The sequence below is a fragment of the Paraburkholderia fungorum genome, assembly GCF_902833645.1.
Lineage (GTDB): Bacteria > Pseudomonadota > Gammaproteobacteria > Burkholderiales > Burkholderiaceae > Paraburkholderia > Paraburkholderia fungorum.
Genome location: NZ_CADFGE010000015.1, coordinates 131457 through 149487 on the forward strand (window position 1 = coordinate 131457; position 18031 = coordinate 149487).

General features: G+C 63.5%; 15 protein-coding genes. 11 read left to right on the forward strand and 4 right to left on the reverse strand.

Annotated elements, in window-relative coordinates; all coding sequences use genetic code 11:
* Positions 1-252 precede the first annotated feature (252 nt).
* Positions 253-1593 carry a type II toxin-antitoxin system HipA family toxin gene (locus HWX91_RS34450; protein ID WP_028197310.1) on the reverse strand — a complete coding sequence of 447 codons (1341 nt, stop codon included), beginning with the start codon at positions 1591-1593 and terminating at the stop codon, positions 253-255.
* A gap of 2 nt (positions 1594-1595) precedes the next feature.
* Positions 1596-1850 (reverse strand): helix-turn-helix transcriptional regulator, encoded by a 255-nt coding sequence (locus HWX91_RS34455; RefSeq protein ID WP_028197309.1) that lies wholly within the window; start codon positions 1848-1850, stop codon positions 1596-1598.
* A gap of 205 nt (positions 1851-2055) precedes the next feature.
* Between HWX91_RS34455 and HWX91_RS34460 the strand changes: the two genes are divergently transcribed.
* From HWX91_RS34460 to zwf, 6 genes are all read left to right on the forward strand, one after another.
* Positions 2056-2742, forward strand: coding sequence for a C39 family peptidase (locus HWX91_RS34460; protein ID WP_042275342.1), 687 nt, complete (start codon positions 2056-2058; stop codon positions 2740-2742).
* A 58-nt stretch (positions 2743-2800) separates the two neighbouring features.
* Positions 2801-3058, forward strand: coding sequence for a hypothetical protein (locus HWX91_RS34465; protein ID WP_028197308.1), 258 nt, complete (start codon positions 2801-2803; stop codon positions 3056-3058).
* 178 nt (positions 3059-3236) lie between these two features.
* A complete protein-coding gene (locus tag HWX91_RS34470) occupies positions 3237-4331 on the forward strand; it encodes a potassium channel family protein (RefSeq protein ID WP_028197307.1) in 1095 nt (364 codons plus the stop codon).
* 204 nt (positions 4332-4535) lie between these two features.
* On the forward strand, positions 4536-5543 hold the full coding sequence (lhpH, locus tag HWX91_RS34475; protein WP_028197306.1) for a trans-3-hydroxy-L-proline dehydratase: 1008 nt from the start codon (positions 4536-4538) through the stop codon (positions 5541-5543).
* Between the two features lie 40 nt (positions 5544-5583).
* Entirely contained in the window at positions 5584-6537 is a 954-nt protein-coding gene (lhpI, locus tag HWX91_RS34480) for a bifunctional Delta(1)-pyrroline-2-carboxylate/Delta(1)-piperideine-2-carboxylate reductase (protein ID WP_028197305.1), read from the forward strand.
* 202 nt (positions 6538-6739) lie between these two features.
* Positions 6740-8227, forward strand: coding sequence for a glucose-6-phosphate dehydrogenase (zwf, locus tag HWX91_RS34485; RefSeq protein WP_028197304.1), 1488 nt, complete (start codon positions 6740-6742; stop codon positions 8225-8227).
* Positions 8228-8252: 25 nt separating this feature from the next.
* Here the strand turns inward: zwf and HWX91_RS34490 are convergent, their stop codons facing one another.
* Positions 8253-9308, reverse strand: coding sequence for a response regulator transcription factor (locus HWX91_RS34490; RefSeq protein WP_028197303.1), 1056 nt, complete (start codon positions 9306-9308; stop codon positions 8253-8255).
* Positions 9301-12762 carry an ATP-binding protein gene (locus HWX91_RS34495; RefSeq protein WP_375792423.1) on the reverse strand — a complete coding sequence of 1154 codons (3462 nt, stop codon included), beginning with the start codon at positions 12760-12762 and terminating at the stop codon, positions 9301-9303. Before HWX91_RS34495 ends, HWX91_RS34490 begins: the two co-directional genes overlap by 8 nt.
* Before the next feature lie 273 nt (positions 12763-13035).
* On the opposite strand from HWX91_RS34495, the gene urtA reads away from it, so the two are divergent.
* The 5 genes from urtA to urtE all read left to right on the forward strand — a co-directional run bounded on the left by urtA (position 13036) and on the right by urtE (position 18000).
* Positions 13036-14301 (forward strand): urea ABC transporter substrate-binding protein, encoded by a 1266-nt coding sequence (urtA, locus tag HWX91_RS34500; RefSeq protein ID WP_028197301.1) that lies wholly within the window; start codon positions 13036-13038, stop codon positions 14299-14301.
* Between the two features lie 69 nt (positions 14302-14370).
* Complete coding sequence (urtB, locus tag HWX91_RS34505; protein ID WP_028197300.1) at positions 14371-15288, forward strand: urea ABC transporter permease subunit UrtB; 918 nt, start codon at positions 14371-14373, stop codon at positions 15286-15288.
* Positions 15289-15384: 96 nt separating this feature from the next.
* Positions 15385-16548, forward strand: a complete 1164-nt coding sequence (urtC, locus tag HWX91_RS34510) for an urea ABC transporter permease subunit UrtC (RefSeq protein WP_028197299.1) — start codon at positions 15385-15387, stop codon at positions 16546-16548.
* A complete protein-coding gene (gene urtD / locus HWX91_RS34515; RefSeq protein ID WP_028197298.1) occupies positions 16545-17288 on the forward strand; it encodes an urea ABC transporter ATP-binding protein UrtD in 744 nt (247 codons plus the stop codon). The genes urtC and urtD overlap by 4 nt, the downstream gene beginning before the upstream one ends.
* 22 nt (positions 17289-17310) lie before the next feature.
* The gene (urtE, locus tag HWX91_RS34520) at positions 17311-18000 is read left to right on the forward strand and encodes an urea ABC transporter ATP-binding subunit UrtE (protein ID WP_028197297.1); all 690 of its coding nucleotides are present in this window, start codon (positions 17311-17313) and stop codon (positions 17998-18000) included.
* Positions 18001-18031: the final 31 nt, after the last annotated feature.

The window sequence follows — 18031 nt, forward strand, 5'->3', positions numbered from 1 at the left end:
TGGATGCATTGGACGCGGCGGCGCAGGGGACAGCAATGTACCGTAAAAAATATCGCGGTCTGTTTTTGTATGACCGTTGCCGAATTCGCCAGTGCGAGGTACGAACGGAAAATCCGGCAGTCTGTTTTATGCTTTTAGCATTAAGTCAGTCTATTTTACCGACGAAACTGCACGCTATCTGTAAAGAAATATCACCAGGCGGGGTATTCCAGCGTATTTCAGGAAGATTCTGGTGGATTACTCGATGCGAGCCTAGGCTGGCGGCATGGCGTCGAGCCTGGCCGCCGAGCTTGTCAGGCCTTTGAAAATCCGCTCGGCGACCTTGCCCGGAAACCGCTCGGGTAAGTCGGCCGAGACCCGCGCGATAACCTCAGGTGTCTGTTCGATCAGCCGCTGGATCAACGGTTCGGCGTTCGCGCCGTACGAGCACCGCAGCGCCATGGCGTTGAAATGGCGCCGCTGTACATCGCGGAAGGCGTCGTGTTTGCTGCGCGACCACATTGCCATGGCGAGTTTGGCCTTGAACCACGACCATTGATTCGGGCCATTGCCTTCCACCGGCCAGATCGACATCACGTCGTAAAGCGGCGTCAGACGATACTGACCGCCCGCCAGCAGGCGAATGCTGAAGTTCTTCGCGTGGCCATCCGGCGCCGCTAGCATCCAGAACAGAATCTGGCTTGCGAGCAGCGTTTCGATGTCCTGCTGCGCCGACACCGACTGCTGAAGAATCCGCGCGAGATCGAGCACGCCCGGACCGCCTTCGTTTTCGTACTTGCGATGCGAGGGTACGCCGTACACCTGGCAGAAGTCCTCCTGCGGCAGGCGCAGCAGCCATTGCCCGCCCGAATGCAATTGCCGGTCGAAGCGTTCGACGCTCAGTACCCGCTGCTTGCCGAAAGTCATGATCTCGGTGTTGGCCACCGGCAGGCCGTACGCGCGCAAAATTTGCAGACACAGCCACTCGTTTTCAACCGAGGTGCTGAGGTCGGCGAGCTTGTTGCCGACCAGTCCGAGCGGCAGCTTGAAGATATGCGTGGTGGGCGTGGCGCCATGCGGACGTTGCCACTTGCCGTCGTGCCAGAGTAGCGCGGTTTTCTCCTGCGCGCCGGCGAGCGAGATGCGGAAATCGTCCGCTTCGTCGCGCGTGCCGAGCATGGGGCTGCTGACGGTGCGCGTCAGCATGGCCTCGATCTCGCCGTCGGAGAGCGGCGTGCCTTCAATGCGTTCGACGCCGGCCGGTGCGTCGTCTTCGGCCAGCAACTGGACCGCGCCCACGCAATCGCGGCCGATGGCTTGCAGCAGGTCGAACGCCTCGAGCGTATCGGTCTGGTAGCGTTGGGCGATGCGCTTTCTGATTGCCTCGCTGTCGGGCAGCAGATTGTCGAAATAGTTGAGCACCCGTGGCCCTTTGTTCGCCGCGTTGTTCGGCGCGAACGGCAGCGAGAGCGAAAGCGGCCGGCCGGCGGGCGAGGCGATCCATGCCGGGTCGTAAGCGAACTCCATGGGACCGCGGGTGGGCAGGCGCCAGACGCCGACACGCTCGCCGTTGGCCCATACCGAAAGCGCCCGCGAATGCGTTTGCCGGCCCATGCTTACCACTCGACCAGAGGCGCCGGTTCAGGCACCGGCTGGTTCTTGTCGCGCACTTGCAATTGCAGGCCGTAGGCGCCGCACAGCGCCAGCAATTGTGCGAGAGTGAGGGCGCTGGCATCGGTTTCGAGCGCCGAGATGCGGCTCTGGCTGATGCCGATGCGCGCGGCGGCTTCGGCTTGGGTAAAGCCGGCCTGGCGCCGCCCGGCGCTCAATAGTTGGGCCATCTGGTCCGGCGTGGCGACGAGGTGGATCATGGTAAATTATCCGCGAGACGAATAAATGCATTTTATGCGTCACGCAGATATTTGTCAAATATTCGTGTGACGCATATTCGACCAATATCTGTCTGGCGAATAAATGGCCAATATCTGTGTCGCGAATAAATCTTTTCTACCTGCCTCTCACGGGATGGCCGTGTAGCATGCGGTCAAAACCTCCTCTACCGACCGCGCGAGATTCATGAACTCACCGACGCTACGCCACACCGACGTGCCGTACTACACGCAATGGGGCAGCCCCGACTGGGTGCGTCACATCGTCGAACATCTGGCGGACCCGTGCGACGACCCACACTGGCAGCGCAGCGGTTTCGCCGATCCGGAGCGTTACCGTTTCTGGGCCAAACGCCTGTGCGGTCTGACCTGCCTCGAATCCGTGCTCGATTACTGGGGCATCGAGCACGCCCCGCGCGCCGCACTGCTCGATGAAGCGTTGCGTCACGGCGTGTACCGGCTGCGCGATGACGGCGGCGTCGACGGCCTGATCTACCGGCCGTTTGCCGATTGGGTCGGCGAGGCATTCGGCATTCGGGTCGAGGTGCTGCCGCAGGCGCCGCTCGAAGAGATCGCCGTGCGCATCGACGGCGACACGTTGGCGATGGCTTCCGTGAGCCCCGAAATCCGCTATCCGGAGCGGCCGAATCAGCACCAGGGTGGCCATCTGATCCTGCTGCACGGACGCGATCGCGATGGCGCATGGTTTCATAACCCCTCGGGCATAGCGCCTCATCAGGCGGATGTGTATCTGCCGTTCGCAACGATGACGCGTTTCTACGCAGGGCGTGGCATGACGCTCACTCGATCCGTGCGTGAGGCAAGGCGGCAGGCAAGCGACACGCCCGCTACGCTCGCCACGCCGGCGAACTGATCGGGCCCGTTTTCTGCTGGGGAGCATGGCACCGACCTTAGCGATACTGGAACGAGTCATGAAACGAACCTTCGCCTTGCTCGCCGCGAGCCTTGCCGTGTTCAGCGCTGTCAACGCGGCGAGCGCCGCCACCGAGGACGAACAGGCCAAAGCCTGTCGCGGCGACGCGATGCATTTTTGCGCCGCCGAAATTCCGAACAAGGAAAAAATCACCGCCTGTATGAAGCAGCATGTCGACGAACTCAGCCCGGCCTGCCGGGCGATGTTCAAGGGCGGCAAGAAAGACGGCGCCAAGGCCAACCCCGCCTCCCAGTGAATCCGGCGGCGGTGCGCTGCCGCTTGCCGATGAATCGTCGCTAAGCTTTGCGTCGCGGTCGCGGTCGCGGTCGCGGTCGCGGTTGCGGTCGCGGTCCCGATCCCGCATTTCCGCGATCCGGCCCCACGGCGCGCCGGGCGTCGTAGAATCGCTTGTTCCCGATTCCCGGAGTAGCCGCGTGTCTGATCAGCCACCCCCGCAGCCACGCCCACCGCGCTTCCGTCTGCCGCGCCGCGCCCGCTCCCCGTGGCAGCCGCCGCGCGCCCGCACGCTGTTCACGCGTCCCGCGGCGTCGCCGCAGCGCGTGCTGCTGCAGCGCGTCTACCTCGTGCTTGGCCTGTGCGTACTCGCCTTTGCCGTGCTCTATCTCGACCGCGACGGCTTGCGCGACGCCAACCGCAAGGTGCTCGGCATCGTCGATCTGATGTACTTCACGATGGTCACCGTCGCCACGGTCGGCTATGGCGATATCGTGCCGGTCACCGCCCGCGCGCGGCTCATCGATGCCTTCTTCATCGTGCCGATCCGTATCGTTATCTGGTTCGTGTTTCTGGGCATCGCTTATCAGTTCGTCATTCAACGCGTCATCGAGGAATTCCGCATGAAACGCCTGCAAAAACAACTGCGCGATCACGTCGTGGTGTGCGGCTACGGACTGAGCGGTTCGGTCGCGGTGCGCGAGTTGCTGGAAAGCGGCTTTGCGGCGGACGCGATCGTTGTCATCGATCCCCAGCAGGACGCGCTCGAAGCGGCCACGGCGCTGGGCGTGGCGGGCCTGCTTGGCGATCCGTCGCGTGAAGACCTGTTGCAGCAGGCGCAGGTGCGCATCGCCAAGGCGGTGATCATCGCCGTCAGCGACGACGCCATTGCGATACTGCTCACGCTGACTGTGCGCAGCGTTGCGCCGGAAACGAAGATCGTCGTGCGGATTCAGGAGCAAACCTACCAGCGCCAGTTGCGCCAGGCCGGCGCCGACGTGATCGTGTCGTCGACCAAGATCGGCGGCCTGTTGCTCGCTGACGCGGTGGACAGCAATTACATCGTGCCCTTCATCAACGATCTGCTGTCGGCGCGCGGCCGGGTCAATCTGGTGGAGCGTCCGGCCACCGCGCTGGAAGTCGGCCGCTGGAGCAATGCGTTGCCGGGCGCGGTGGTGGTCGGCCTGATCCGGGCGGGGCGCATGCTGTCGTTCTATGAAGACGAGCCGTGTCCGATCGAACCGGGCGATCTGCTGATGGTGATCCAGTCGGCGCGCCATGTGGACGAAACGTGAGCCGGTTACGAGGCGAATTTGGGTCGAAGTTGGGCCGCATCCGGGCCGCATCTCGGCCGCATTTGAGCTGGATGTGAACTGGAGACGAGCTGGCTCCAAGTCGGACATGAACGAACTACCCGGCGGTGAGCGCATGCTGCCAGACGCACGGCGTGGTTCATTCGCTGAAGTTTTCCCTTTTCCACACGCAGCAAGGTTGTGAACATGAATCTGAACCGCATGATCAGCACGGTCGAAGTGCACACCGCGGGCGAGCCGTTTCGCATTGTCACGAGCGGCTTGCCGAAGTTTCCGGGCAAGACCATCGTCGAACGACGCGCGTGGCTCAAGGAGCACGCCGATCACCTGCGCCGCGCGCTGATGTTCGAGCCGCGCGGCCACGCCGATATGTACGGCGGTTACCTGACGGAACCGGTAAGCGAAAACGCCGACTTCGGCGTGATCTTCGTGCACAACGAAGGCTACAGCGATCATTGCGGCCACGGCGTGATCGCGCTTGCGACCGCGGCTGTCGCGCTTGGCTGGATCGAGCGCAGCGAGCCGGAAACCCGTGTCGGCATCGACGCGCCGTGCGGCTTCATCGAAGCGTTCGTGGAATGGGACGGCGAGCAGGCGGGGCGCGTGCGCTTCGTCAACGTGCCGTCGTTCATCTGGCAGCGCGACGTGACGGTGCACACGGCCAGTTTCGGCGAGGTGCGCGGCGATATTGCGTTCGGCGGCGCGTTCTATTTCTACACGTCGGGCGAGCCCTTCGATCTGAAGATACGCGAGACGGAAATCGAACGGTTGATCCAGTTCGGCGACGAAGTCAAACGCGCGGCGAACGCGGCCTTCAAGGTCGAGCATCCGCTGATTCCGGAGATCAACCATATCTACGGCACGATCATCGACAACGCGCCGCGTCACGCCGGCTCGACGCAGGCCAATTGCTGCGTGTTCGCCGACCGGGAAGTGGACCGCTCGCCGACCGGTTCCGGCACCGCCGGCCGGGTCGCGCAGCTTTATCTGCGCGGCGAGTTGCGCCGCGACGAGACGTTGGTCAACGAATCCGTGATCGGCACGATTTTTCGCGGCCGCGTGTTGTCCGAGACGAAACTCGGCCGCTTCGACGCGGTGATCCCGGAAATCGAAGGCGACGCGCATGTGCTTGGCTTTGCAAACTGGATCATCGACGAACGCGATCCGCTGACTTATGGTTTTCTGGTGCGCTGAATCGACCATCCCCACGTGCCTCGACAGGAAAAGCCCGCTTATGACCCGCCCGACCATGCAGATCTTCGACGCCGCCGCCACGGCGCGGCTGATTCCCTACGCGGCGCTCGTCGACGCGTTGAAGCGCGCGACCATTGACTACGCGCAGCAACGCATCGTGAGTCCCGAGCGGCTCGTCGTGCCGCTCAACGAGGGCGGCATCATGCTGTCGATGCCGGCGACCGCGCCCGATCTCGCGATCCACAAGCTGGTGAACGTGTGCGCGAGCAATGGGCCGCGCGGCATCCCGACCATCCATGGCCAGGTGATGGCGTTCGACGCCGATACCGGCGAGACGCTTTTCATCCTCGACGGCCCGACGGTGACCGGGCGTCGCACCGCGGCGATGTCCATGCTCGGCATACTCACTTTCGCGCCCGCGCGGCCACGTGAGTTTCTGCTGATCGGCACCGGCACGCAGGCAGCAAATCATCTGGAAGCGATCGGCGAACTGTTTCCCGACGCACGGGTATGGGTGAAGGGCAGTGCGTCCGCGCGGGCCGCGGCGTTCTGCGCGGCCCATCGAGCGCAGGGAGCGGCGGGTGGCAAGGTCCGCGACCTGCAGCCGCTCGCCGACCCCGACGCCGCCATCCCCGCCTCGATCGACGTGGTGATCGCGCTCACCACCAGCAAGCAGGCCGTCTACGACGAAGCGGCGCGCCCGAACCGGCTCGTGATCGGTGTCGGTGCGTTCACGCCGGCCATGGTCGAGATCGGCGCGCGCACGATCGAGGGCAGCGCGCTATTCGTCGACGACGAAGCCGGCGCGAGGCACGAAGCCGGTGACTTCATCCAGGCCGGCGTCGACTGGGCGCGGGTCGGTGGAATTGCAGCCGTGGTCGCGAACGCCGCGTTATTGCCGGCGGAGCAGGCGATTGTTTTTAAAAGTGTCGGCTGCGCGGCGTGGGATCTCGCGGCCTGCCGGGTGGCGCGCGAAGCCTTGTCGGGCGGCTGATCGCAGGCCGTTTGCCGCGCCGGCGGATGATGCCAAGCCGGGCCGGGTTGGCATCTTGCGCCAACCTGCGGCACATGTTGCCGTGCAAACAATCTCAAAACGTTGCACCATAGGCGTTTGCCGGAAAAAAGCGCCGCTTCGCCGGCACCTTTTGCTCCTTTGTCCTTTGACTTGACGCCTATCACGACGCTGCGACCGCGCTATGACGACCCAATCCGCTTCAGCTACTCCCGACCTGCCGCTCGACATGATCATCTTCGGCGGCACCGGCGACCTGTCGTTTCGCAAGCTGCTGCCCGCGCTCTACATGGCGCATCTGCACTGCAATCTGCCGCCGGATACCCGCATTCTCACGATCGGCCGCAAGCCGTGGTCGCGTGAGGAGTACATCACCGAATTCATGGAGGCGAAGGCGAAGCCCTTCATCGAAAAGAAGGCGTTCGATGCCGCCGCGTGGGACAAATTCCTCGCGCTGTTCGAGTACGTGCGCATGGACGTCGACTCGGTCGAGGACTACCAGCGCCTGAAAGAGACATCGCGCGAAGGCGTGCGGCGGGTGTTTTATCTCGCGACTTCGCCGGATCTGTTCACGAATATTTGCGACAACCTTTCGGCGGCCGGACTGATCGACGGCAATTCGCGGGTCGTCCTCGAGAAACCGCTGGGCCACGATCTGGCCTCCGCGCAGGAGATCAACACGGCGGTCGGCAAGCATTTCAGCGAAGCGCAGATCTACCGGATCGACCACTACCTCGGCAAGGAAACCGTGCAGAACCTGATGGTGCTGCGTTTCGGCAATCCGATTTTCGGCCCGCTGTGGCAGGCGCCGTATATCAAGAGCGTGCAGATCACGGTGGCGGAAACCGTTGGCGTAGGCAGCCGCGCGGGCTTCTACGACAAAACCGGCGCGTTGCGCGACATGGTGCAGAACCACTTGCTGCAATTGCTGTGCATCGTCGCCATGGAACCGCCGGTGTCGCTCGACCCGGATGCGGTGCGCGACGAAAAACTCAAGGTGCTGCGTTCGCTGCGGCCCATGACGCCCGAGGACATCGCGCGCGATACCGTGCGCGGCCAGTACACCGCGGGCGCCGTGGACGGCGAGGCGGTGAAGGGCTACCTGGAAGAAGACAATGTGCCGGCCGGCAGCCGCGCCGAGACTTTCGTCGCATTGCGCGCGCATATCAACAACTGGCGCTGGGCCCATGTGCCGTTTTTCCTGCGCACCGGCAAGCGGATGCAGAAGAAGGTGTCGGAGATCGTCATCGAGTTTTCCGAGCTGCCTTTCTCGATCATCCCGAACGGCAATAGCGGGCGCAATTACGGCAATCGGTTGGTGATCCAGTTGCAGCCGGAAGAGTCGATCCAGTTGCAGGTGCTCGCGAAAGAACCGGGCAGCGGCATGCACATGCTGCCGGTGAACCTGAATCTCGACTTGCAGCAGGCTTTCACCGAGCGCCGCGCGGAAGCGTACGAGCGTTTGCTGATCGACGTGATTCGCGGGCGCCTCACGCATTTCATGCGCCGCGATGAACTCGAAGCCGCATGGGCTTGGGCCGAGCCGATTCTGGAAGGTTGGGCCAAGTCGGGCGACAAGCCGCGTGCCTATACGGCCGGCACGTTTGGACCGGCCGCATCGACGGCGCTGATGGCGCGTGAAAACGCGGTGTGGGCGGAAGAATCGCAGTAAGCGGGTCGACGCAGGGCGGCGAGGGTCAATACCGCGTACTTGCCTTCGCGGCGATCGCCGCCGCCGCTGCGCGGGTTTCCACATGCAGCTTGCCGAACACATGTTCCAGGTGCTTGTTGACCGTGCGCGGCGCCATGCCGAGAATGTCGCCGATATCGCGATTGGTCTTGCCGCGCGACAGCCATAGCAGGACTTCCGCCTCACGGGCCGTCAGGTTGAATTGTGCGGCGAGCGCGCTGGTGTGCTCGGCATCGTTGAACTCCTCAAGCAGGATCACCCAGTCTCCACGCGTCGCGCGGCCGAGTACCCGCGCGACGCGGCGCACGCCGTCCGCAGCCGTTTCGAAGCCGGCTTGCAGATCGCAGCCCGTTTCGATCCAGCGTGCCAGCCATTGATTCAGCATCGGCGGCAGACGCGGCACGGTATCGGGGAGAGGGGGGAGAGGGGGGAGAAGCCGCGTGCCGTCGTTCGTTAGATGGTGCTTCGCGTTGCCCCCAGTCTCTCCATTCCTCTCGTCGGTTGTCGCATCGCCCGGCCCGTAGCGCGCAAGACGCTGCCGTGCAAGGTCGCTTTGCCATTTGATTTCTCCGCTCGCGGCCGCAATCAGCGCCGCGCGCATACCGATCTCGAGCACCGTATCCGCCTGGCGCTGCTGGCGCGAGCGCTGTACATGGGCGGCAATGCGCGCGCTGACCTCGCTCGGCTTGACGGGCTTGGTGACATAGTCGATACCTCCGACCCGAAAGCCTTGCACAACGTGTTCGCTGTCGGTCAGCGCGGTCATGAAGATCACCGGCAGATGCCGGTTGCGGGGATCGGCCTTGATCTGCCGGCAGGTTTCGAAGCCATCCATGCCGGGCATCAGCGCGTCGAGCAGCACGGCATCCGGCGTGATGCGCGCGAGGCGTTGCAACGCGGACTGCCCGTCGAGTGCAACCAGAACGGCGTAGCCGGATGCCCGCAGCGTATCGGACAGCAGCGCTAGGTTGTCGGGCGTGTCGTCGACGATCAGCACGACCGGCTTGTCGTCGGGCAGTTCCGGTTGCGTGTCCGGGGGCAGGAGCAGCGATTCGTCATGCATCGGGATTGACCTGCTGGGTAGGCGCGAGCAACTGCGCGAGTTCGGTCAGCCGGAAGCGCCGCGCGAGGACGCGCAACGGTTCGAGCACGGAGGCCAGTTCAGGCGCGTTGATCTGCGCCGCGTCGAGTTGTTCGATGAAGCCCTGCACGTAACCCATTTCAAGTTGCGTATGCAGTTTTTCGCGCAAGGTGGCGGGCAAGCTTACCGGCGCGTCAGCCGAACCGGCGCATGCAGGCGGTACCATGCCGGGTGTTTCAACGATCCACTGCAGTTGCAGCAGCGCCGCCAGTTTGTCGAGCAAAAGCGGAATGTGCAGCGGTTTGGCGAGATAGTCGTCGCAACCGGCGGCGGTGCCTTTGTCGCGATCGTCGGCGAAAGCGTTGGCCGACAGGATCAGGATCGGCGCCGCCGATAACCGGTTGTCGCGAATCAGGCGGCTCGCCTCGAAGCCGTCCATGTCCGGCATCGAGACATCCATCACGATGAGGTCGGCCGCCCCTGTGCCGAGCCATTGCAGCGCCTCAGGTCCGCTCGCGGCTTCCACGACCACGAAGCCAAGCGGCGCGAGCGTATGCGTGACGATGCGGCGCTGCTCGGTGAGATCGTCGACCACCAGCACCGTGCGGCGCGGCCCGTCGTACCCCTTGATGTTGAGCGGACCGTTCGCCAGCCGCTGGGGCTCACGCACTTCCGGCGCGAACAGCTTGACGATAAAGCGGGTCCCACTGCCCACCTCGCTTTGCACTTGCAGGTTGCCGCCCATCAGCTCCGTGAGCAGGCGGCAGATCGTCAGGCCGAGGCCGGCGCCGTGGTCGTGTTCGCGCGCCGCCGCGCCGCGCTCGAACGGCAGGAACAGACGCTCCAGTTCGGCGGCCGGCATGCCGGGGCCGGTGTCGGTGATCTCGAAGGTGAGGGTTTCCCACGCATAGCCCGCGCGCACCTTCACCGAACCGCTCGAGGTGAAGCGGATCGCATTACCGATCAGATTGATGAGAATCTGCCGTACCCGTTTTTCGTCGATGCGTACCACTTCTGGAATGCGGCCGGTCGTCTGGAAATCGAACTGCAGTCCTTTGTCGGTAGCCTGCGGTTCGAGCATTGCCGAGAGCTGTGTGACGAAGTCCGGCAGTGCGATCTCCGTCACGTTAAGCTGCAGTTTGCCCGCCTCGATGCGCGCGACGTCGAGCAGGCCGTCGACGAGCGCCAGCAAGTGTTCGCCGCTGCGATAGATGGTCGCCACGGCGTCGCGGCGGCCCGCCGGCAGTTCGTCCGTGCCTTGCAGCAGTAGCTGCGCGTAGCCGAGAATGCTGTTGAGCGGCGTGCGCAATTCGTGGCTGAGACCCGTCACATAGCGGCTCTTCGCGCGGTTGGCCGATTCGGCGGCGGCGCTCGCCTGCTGGAGTGCCGCATCGGTTTTGCGGTGCGCCTCGATTTCCTGCATCAGCAGTTCGGCTTGCCGCTGCGACTCCTCTTGCGTGACCTTGCGGTTTTCGTTGGCGAGCACCAACCACCACGCGGCGATGCAGCCGATCAGCGCAAGTGCGAAAAAAGCCTTCAGATACCCTTGTAGCAGCACGTCGTGAACCGTGGCGTCGAGATCGGGCAGGGTCCGCATGCTCTGATTCCACTGCACGGCAAGCACGCCGCCGAGCAGCGCGAGCACGACGATCAGCAGACCGGTGTACTGTGCGAGACGCAAACCTGCCGCGCCCAGGCGCAGCCGCGGGAACAGTGCATGGATCGATTTGCCGAACTGGGCAGGCAGTCGCGCATGAGGCTTGCAGGAGTCGTTGCAGCGCGAGTCGAGTGAGCAGCACAACGAGCAGATCGAGCCGGCGTAGGCCGGGCAGTGCGCCATGTCTTCACGCTCGAAGCTGTTTTCGCAGATCACGCAACGCAGCACCGCGCCCGCTTCGAGGTCGTGGCTGTCGCGCGCCAGATAGAAGCGCCCGCGCGTGGCGATCGCCAGCAATGGCGAGCAGACGAAGGCGACCAGCAGCGCGATGAAGGACGCCAATGCTTCCGCGGTCGCGCCGAACACGCCGCCATGCGAGAGGGCGGCCATCAGCGAGGCGATCACCATGGCACCCACCCCGACGGGGTTGATGTCGTACAGGTGCGCGCGCTTGAACTCGATATCGCGAGGGCTATAACCGAGCGGCTTGCTGATCACGAGGTCGCCGACCACCGCGCCAATCCAGGCAATCGCCACGTTCGCATAGAGTGCGAGCACCTTGCTGATGGCTTCGAAAACCCCCATCTCGACGAGCAGCAGGGCGATCAACACATTGAACACCAGCCATACCACGCGCCCCGGGTGGCTGTGTGTGAGCCGCGCGAAGAAATTCGACCACGCGAGCGAACCGGCGTAGGCGTTGGTGACGTTGATTTTCAGTTGCGAGACGATCACCAGCAGCGTCATCGCGGCGAGTGCGCCTTCGGGCGAATGGAACACGTAGTGATACGCGACCAGATACATCTGGGTCGGTTCGACGGCTTTCACGGGGTCGATCTCGTGCTGGATGGCGAGGAAGGCAAGCAACGCCCCGCCCAGCATTTTCAATGCGCCAGGCACGATCCAGCCCGGGCCGGCCGAAATCAGCGCGACCCACCAGCGAAGCCGATTTGCGCGCGTGCGCGGCGGCAGGAAGCGCAGGTAGTCGACCTGTTCGCCGATCTGCACGATCAGAGAAAACACCACGGTGCAGCCGGCACCGAAGGAAGCCAGCCTGAACTCGCGGCCGTCCCCCGACAGGCCGACGAACGTGACCCATTCAGCGAGCACGTGCGGCTCGCGCCACAGCACCACGGCGTAGGGCACGACGAGCAGCACGAGCCACAAAGGCTGGGTCCAGCCTTGCAGGCGGTTGATGAACGTGATGCCGAAGGTCACCACCGGAATGATGACGAGCGCGCTGATCACGTAGGCGAGCGATAGCGGAATCTTCAGATAAAGCTCGAGCGCGAGCGACATGATGGCCGCTTCGAGCGCGAAAAATACAAAGGTGAAGATCGCGTAGATCAGCGACGTCAGCGTGGAGCCCAGATAGCCGAAACCGGCGCCGCGCGTGAGCAGGTCCATGTCGACGCCGTTGCGCGCAGCGTAGTAGCTGATCGGTATGCCGGTCAGAAAGATCAGCACGGAGACGGCGAGAATCGCGTAGACCGCGTTCGCGAAGCCGTAGTTCACCACCAGCGCGCCGCCAATTGCTTCCAGCGCGAGGAACGATACCGCGCCGATCGCCGTATTGGCGACCCGGAACTCCGACCAGCGCCGGAATGTGCGCGGCGTGAAGCGCAGCGCGTAATCCTCGAGCGTTTCGTCGCCGACCCATGCGTTGTAGTCGCGGCGAATCTTGACGATGCGCTGCGTGCCGCCGGACGGAGGGCGCGATGCCCCAGCCTGGGTAGCCGGGCCGGCGGCGCGCGAGGGCTGTGATTCTGTTTGGTGCATCGAGGCTCGTCGTCGATGGGTTCCGGGGCTGACGGCGCGTTTATGCAAGTTGCGTTCCATTCGGGGCCGCAGCGGCACCGTGATGCGATGGGCGGCCGCGCGCGGCACGGCCCGCGCACCATGCCGGCGCGATTATAGGCAGCGCAATTGCGTCGCGCCCTACGTCAACTGACGTATTGGGCCGCGCAAATTGGCTACCTACTTTTCGTTACGTCGACACCGCCAGCCGCTGCACAGCGCGGGTCGCCCGACCACGACTACAAGGAGAACCCGATGTCACACGACGATCAGAACGAGCCTGGCATGCCTTCGGCGCTACGCCGAAAACTCTTGATGGGCCTCGCCGCCGCGCCCGCGCTCGCCATCTCCGGCATCGCGCGGGCCCAGCAGTATCCGACCGCCAAGGTCAACACCACCCACCTCGCGGTGACCGATACGGAGGTGACAGTCGGCCAGTTGCACTCGGCAACCGGCACCATGGCGATCTCCGAAACCGGCTCGATTCAGGCGGAGCGTCTCGCGATCGAACAGATCAACGCGGCGGGCGGCATTCTCGGCCGTCAGATCAAGATCATTCAGGAAGACGGTGCGTCCGACTGGCCGACCTTCGCGGAGAAGTCCAAGAAACTGCTCGAAAACGATCACGTGGCGGCCGTATTCGGCTGCTGGACCTCGGCGTCGCGCAAGGCCGTGCTGCCGATCTTCGAGCGCGATAACGGCCTGCTGTACTACCCGACTTTCTACGAAGGGCTCGAGCAATCGAAGAACGTGTTCTACACGGGGCAAGAAGCGACCCAGCAGATTCTCTGGGGGCTGAACTGGGCGAACCAGACGAAGAAGGCGAAGAGCTTCTTCCTGATCGGTTCCGACTACATCTGGCCGCGCACGTCGAACAAGATTGCACGCAAGCATATCGAGCAGCATCTGAGCGGCTGCAAGGTGGTCGGCGAGGAGTATTACCCGCTCGGCACAACTAACTTCAACTCGCTGATCAACAAGATCAAGATCGCCAAACCGGATTGCATTTACGCGATCATCGTCGGCGGCTCCAACGTGGCTTTCTACAAGCAGCTTAAAGCGGCGGGCATTACCGCGGACAAGCAGTTCCTTCTGACCATTTCGGTGACCGAGGACGAAGTGCTCGGAATCGGCGGCGAAAACGTCGCGGGTTTCTACTCGGCGATGAAGTATTTCGAATCGCTCGACAACGACAACAACAAGAAATTCGTCGCGGCGTTCAAGGCCAAATACGGACCCAAATCGGTGATCGGGGACGTCACCCAGGCCGCCTATCTCGGTCCGTGGCTGTGGAAAGCGGCGGTGGAAAAAGCAGGCAGCTTCGACGTCGACAAGGTCGTCGCCGCATCGCCTGGCATCGAATTGAAGAGCGCGCCGGAAGGCTACGTGAAGATCCACGCGAATCATCACTTGTGGAGCCGCACACGCATCGGTCAGGCGCAGGCGGATGGCCAGTTCAAGGTCGTGGCCGAATCGCCCGATCTGATCGAGCCGAATCCGTTCCCCAAGGGCTATCAGTAAAACGCGAAGCAGCGCGAGTCGAACGCGCTGCCTTCACGCGAGCGCGCGGATCATTTCGAGGAGAGACGCATGTCGGCTTCAGACATTCTTAACGTCACGCTGATGCAAGGTTTTGCCGGCTTGAGCCTGTTCAGCGTGCTGCTGCTGATGGGGCTGGGGCTGGCGGTGATCTTCGGCCAGATGGGCGTGATCAACATGGCGCACGGCGAGTTCATGACGATCGGCGCTTACACGATCTATTTGTTCTCGCAACTGGCCGATAACTATTGGCACGGGTACGCGCCGGTGTACTTCCCGGTCGCGATCTGCGCTGCCTTCGTGCTGGCGTTCGCGGCCGGCTGGCTGGCGGAGTGGGCGCTGATCCGCCATCTGTACCGACGTCCGCTCGACACGCTGCTCGCCACCTGGGGCCTGAGCCTCGGGATGCAGCAGGTGTTTCGCTCGGTGTTCGGCCCGAAGGAGGTGAGTCCCACGCTGCCGGACTGGCTCATGGGTTCGTGGTCGCCGAAGCCCGGTCTCGACATCCCGATCAACGGACTATTCGTGATGAGCCTCGCGGTGCTGATGACGGGCGGGGTGCTGCTGGCGCTGTACCGCTCGCGCTGGGGACTGCGGGTGCGCGCCACGGTCGCGAACCGGCAGATGGCGAACGCGGCCGGCATCGATACCCGCAAGACCGACCGGCTGACCTTCGCGATCGGCTGCGGGATCGCGGGCGTGGCGGGCGCCGCGTTCACGGCGATCGGCTCGACGGGGCCGACCAGCGGCTCGCTCTATATCGTCGATTCGTTCCTGGTGGTGACGTTCGGCGGCGCGGCAAGTCTGCTCGGCACGGTGGCGTCCGCGTTCGGGATCGCGCAGATGCAGTCGATCAGCGAGTTTTTCATGACCGGCTCATCGGCACGCGTAATGACGCTGCTCACCATCGTCATTGTGCTGATGTTGCGGCCGCAAGGGCTCTTTGCTTCAAAGGTGCGGCGTGCCTGAGCACTCATCGACTGTGTCGCCGCTTGTGTCACCGCTTGTGTCGCCGCTTGTGTCACCAGTCAGCCCTTTCAATCGCTTCAGCCCGGAGAAACGAATATGGACCAGCTGAACCCTTCCGCCGGCACGTCCGTCGCGCCGGACCGCGCCGTGGGCCAAGCCGGCTTGCGCCACACGCTCAAGCGCTGGCTGACGGGCGACGGCTACGGCAGCATCGTCGTGCTGGCGCTGCTGATTCTCGTGGTGTTTCCACTCGCACTCGATGTGTTCCGCCTGAATCTGATGGGCAAGTATCTGACCTACGCGTTCGTCGCCGTTGGGCTCGTGATGGCGTGGGGCTACGGCGGCGTGCTGAGCCTCGGGCAGGGCGTGTTCTTCGGCCTCGGCGGTTATTGCATGGCGATGTTCCTGAAGCTCGAAGCGTCGGACCCGATCAGCACGAAGATCCAGTCGACGCCGGGCATTCCCGACTTCATGGACTGGAATCAACTGACCGCCTTGCCGTTCTGGTGGAAGCCGTTTCATTCGCTGCCGTTTGCGCTGGCGGCGGTGCTGGCCGTGCCCTGCGCGCTCGCGTTCGTGGTCGGCTTCGCGATGTTCAAGCGACGCGTGGGCGGCGTCTACTTCGCGATCATCACGCAGGCGGTGGCGCTGATCCTGTCGGTGCTGATCATCGGCCAACAGGGCTATACCGGCGGTGTGAACGGCATCACCGATCTGCGCACGCTGCTTGGCTGGGATATTCGCGGCGATGGCGCAAAGCTGATCCTGTACTTCATCAATGCGGTGCTGCTGCTCACGGCCATTATTTGCTGCCGGCAGATCCAGCGCAGCAAGCTCGGCACCTTGCTGCTCGCGATGCGCGACAAGGAGGACCGGGTGCGCTTTTCCGGCTACGACGTGGCCATGTTCAAGGTGTTCGCGTTTTGCATCGCCGCTGTGCTCGCGGCGATCGGCGGGGCGATGTTCACGCTGCAGGTCGGTTTCATGTCGCCCTCGTTCGTGGGCATCGTGCCGTCCATCGAGATGGTGATCTACGCCGCGGTGGGCGGGCGTATGTCGCTGGTGGGCGCGGTCTATGGCGCGGTGCTCGTCAATCTCGGCAAGACATGGTTCTCCGAGAGTTTCCCGAACCTGTGGCTGTTCCTCATGGCCGCGCTCTTCATCGGCGTCGTGATGGCGTTTCCAAACGGGCTGGCGGGTCTTTACGACAGCCACGTCAAGCCATGGCTCGCGCGCCTCGGCGCAAGGAGCGCCTCATGAGCAATACGGATTTCGTGCTGGCTGTGGAAGGCCTGAGCGTGTCGTTCGATGGTTTCAAGGCCATCGATTCGTTGAACCTGTACGTCGATCGCGGTGAGTTGCGCGTGGTGATCGGACCGAACGGCGCGGGCAAGACGACGCTGCTCGATCTGATCTGCGGCAAGACGCGAGCGAGCGAAGGCAGCATCAAGTTTCGCAACGAAGAGATGACGCGGCTGCCGGAGTTTCGCCGCGTACGCAAAGGGATTGGCCGCAAGTTCCAGACGCCGTCGATCTACGAAAACCTCTCCGTGTTCCAGAACCTCGAAGTGTCGTTTCCGCGCGGGCGGGGCGTGTTCGGTGCGTTGACGTTCCGGCGCACCGGCGACGTGCTCGACCGCGTGCGCAGCGTGGCCGGGGAAATCGGCCTTGAAAACCAGCTCGATCTCGAAGCCGGGCTGCTGTCGCACGGACAGAAGCAGTGGCTGGAAATCGGCATGTTGCTGATGCAGGACCCGGAGCTGCTGATGCTCGACGAACCGATTGCCGGCATGAGCGTGCGCGAGCGCGAGATCACGGCCGAGCTGCTCAAGCGGATCTGCCAGAACCGCTCGATGATCGTGATCGAGCATGACATGGCATTCGTCGCGCAGATCGCTCACAAGGTCACCGTGATGCACCAGGGAAAGGTGCTCGCCGAAGGGGCGATGGAACAGGTGCAGGCGGACCCGCGCGTCATCGATGTTTATCTTGGCCACTGAGTGGTCCACGGAGGAGCACAGCATGTTGAATGTCGACGACCTGTTCGTCAGCTACGGCCAGAGTGAAGCGCTGCATGGCATCAGCTTCAACGCCGCCCACAACGAAACCGTGGCGATCATGGGACGCAACGGCATGGGTAAGACCACGCTGTTCAAGTCGTTGATCGGCATTTTGCCGCTCAAGTCAGGCTCGGTGCGGGTGGACGGCGAGGAGGTGTCGCGCGACGAGAGTTTCCGACGGGTCGCCAAAGGCATCGCCTACGTACCGCAAGGCCGCCAGATTTTCGCGACGCTGAGCGTCGAGGAGAACATCCAGACCGGTCTCGAGAATGCACCGACGAAGACCGTGCCGGAGGAGATCTACGCCCTGTTCCCGGTGCTTTACGAGATGCGCGCCCGCAAGGGCGGCAACCTGTCCGGCGGCCAGCAGCAGCAACTGGCGATTGCCCGCGCGCTCGTCACGCAGCCCAAGGTGCTGTTGCTCGACGAGCCGACCGAGGGCATTCAGCCGTCGATCATCAAGGACATTGCCCGGGCATTGAACGAGATCCGCAAGCTGCGCGATATCACGATCGTCGTGTCGGAGCAGGTGCTGAGCTTTGCACTTGACGTCGCGGATCGCCTGTTCGTCATCGAAGGCGGCCGGCTCGTGCACGAGAGTCCGCGCAGCGCCGTCGACACCGCGAAGATTCGTGAATACCTGTCGGTGTGAGCCGACTGTCCATCATTTTCTGGAGGAGGGT